Raw genomic sequence first — 2,283 nt, forward strand, 5'->3', positions numbered from 1 at the left:
CCGCATCGGACACGACCAACGGCGCAGCAACAGGCATACGCCATTCAACCGCACTCCGACTCTTCGTCCAAGGACTTCATTCACGCGACACTAGGTTATTTCCCACAAAACGATCGCAAGCGCCACCCTTTTTCAATGGTTCGAAGTGCTTCTGCTCTGGGGACCAGTCCATCAGCCAAAGAACGTACTTCCCGCTGGTAAGGGCACCGAGAAGGATCAGGTTCAAGCTGTTGCTCTTCCCGACACCTCTAGCGCCAGCGATGGCTCCATGACGAACCCCTAGCCCAGGCTTATGTATTGGAATTTTTAGCTGCTCGCCTTCTCGGGACTGTCCGAGTTTCACTTCGCCTGTCTCGGCATAATACAACGGAGCCGAGGGGTCGAAAGGGATTTTATTGGCATGGAATTCATCTTGAAATTGTGCACGCCGCCAATAAGCGGCAGTCTCATGGTTCCCCATCTCCCGGTAGATGACTGCCAAATTTGAGGCCGCGCTCCCGTTTCCGTTGGCAGCTAGGGGCTTCCATGCTTCGATGGCATACCTAGCAACTCCAGCCATGTAGGCTCTCATTCCTATATTCCATCTATCGTCGGCATCCGGGCATAGGGATATGGACTCCGCCCAAATAAAATCAGGGATCCTCTGCTGGTTATCTCTGTCGCGAGAGAGAGCGTCAGGAAGGTAATCAAACGCTCGCCAAGTTCCCTCGTGTTCGCCCGGAACCAGCAATCCCGATACTCCGTGGCGAACCTTGGTCGCCCAAATCAGTGCGTCATTCCAATTTTCCGGCCTCAAGGATGGACCCGGTAGATACCTTGCGTGGAGTTCCTTGAGGACTCGAACGTCGACGGCAGCGCTAAAACCCGCGCGTGCGAGGTCGACGCTGACTTGCACTAGTGCTGCACCTCGCGGGTTTCCGTCTACTCGTTGCGCCCTGAGCCAGGACTGTAGCAATGCTGGGCCAGCCGCTAAGTATTCTGATACTCCATATGTTGCACTGTGTGCCACCGCTTCAGTTAGCCGTTCTTCATTAGCCCGCGATGCCCTATCGATTTCGCCCGAACTCCAAAGTCGGCTTAGGCGAATGGGCTCGATCGCGCGAAGAAGTCGATTTCCGATCTGTTGATACCTGTCACTGCTCGTGTGATCTTCGGATGCTGAGGTATTTGCATACACGTCAAATAGTCGATCCTGCATCGTGGCGACTATTGCGACACGAAGTTGCTTCAGTTCATCTACTAGAGAAAGATTTAGCCCATTCGCTCCAATGTGCCCCTCTAGATCATCCAGCCATATAAGATATGAACCGTGATCTGCCTGATGAACTGCATTCAGAATGTTCAAGAGGTTAGAGCCGCGGGTAGGTGAATAAATGGAATGTCCCGGCATGCATCGCTGGATGCCATTGAAGGCAGTTCTACTTTTCCCCGAAGTAGAGTCGCCAGTCAGTAGGACTATCCCTCCATCTCTGGCAACGATCTTCATCTGCCTTGCCACTTCGCGATCCGCATCACGCAGAACGTAGGGCGGCAGCAAGAGGCCACTGTCGACAGTTCGTGCGCGGTGCACCCCAAGAGTGAGTGCATCAACTTGATGCACTTTAGGCCATTCGGCCGGGTTTAGGGGGCGTGATTCCTCAAGTTTAATGTATGTCTGATAGTTAGTTATGATCGGGGCTAGGACGTCGCCGTTTACCGCAACGGATGCAACTCCAGAAGCTATGGTGTCTTTCCTTCGCATAGCGAACCCTAATTCGCCGAATCTGCGTCGGTCGAGAGATCGCCTATGGCCTCTCCGCCGACCGCAATACTGCCTGGAGCACCTGCGGTAGTTCCCTCGGAGGTGCCGGTAGGTGGGGTCTGTTGGGCGTAGCCACGTACGCGCGTTCTTATAGTGCTCTGCGCGGACCCGCCGACCGCCACACTTCCAGCGCCAGCAGCCGTGACACTCTGGTTCTGCCCTTCAGTACTCGTGAGCCAGATCTGAGCGGTAACGCCTACTACCAGCAGGGTGCCTAGCGACACCCACCAAGCCAAGCTGGCCTGGTCCGTGGCAATGTTCGTAACGATGCCGCTCGCCGTGGCGACCACTACCGACGCTCCTGCCACAAAACCGCGCTTGAGTGATGACAAGGGCCCTCCCCAAACCTCACATCATGTCAACACCGTAGCGCTCAGCTCCTTCTCTGGGAGTGTCTAATAAACGGCGGATCTGTTGATCATGGAGACGCCAAGTGAGTGAGATGACGATCGAGCCCGAGTCCGTGCCTGAACCGGTCGGTG

1 protein-coding gene is annotated in these 2,283 nt (G+C 55.2%); it reads right to left on the bottom strand.

Annotation, left to right across the window (positions count from 1 at the left end; all coding sequences use genetic code 11):
- Positions 1-76: 76 nt before the first annotated feature.
- Positions 77-571: a hypothetical protein gene (locus tag AB0M29_RS45075; protein ID WP_365393653.1), complete on the bottom strand. Its 495-nt coding sequence runs from the start codon at positions 569-571 to the stop codon at positions 77-79.
- Positions 572-2,283: the final 1,712 nt, after the last annotated feature.

The sequence above is a fragment of the Streptomyces sp. NPDC051976 genome, from assembly GCF_040680795.1.
Classification (GTDB): Bacteria; Actinomycetota; Actinomycetes; order Streptomycetales; family Streptomycetaceae; genus Actinacidiphila.

Excerpts from the sequence above, each read along its gene's own strand:
- AB0M29_RS45075 (WP_365393653.1), bottom strand. The coding sequence starts at position 571 with ATGAGAGCCTACATGGCTGGAGTTGCTAGGTATGCCATCGAAGCATGG.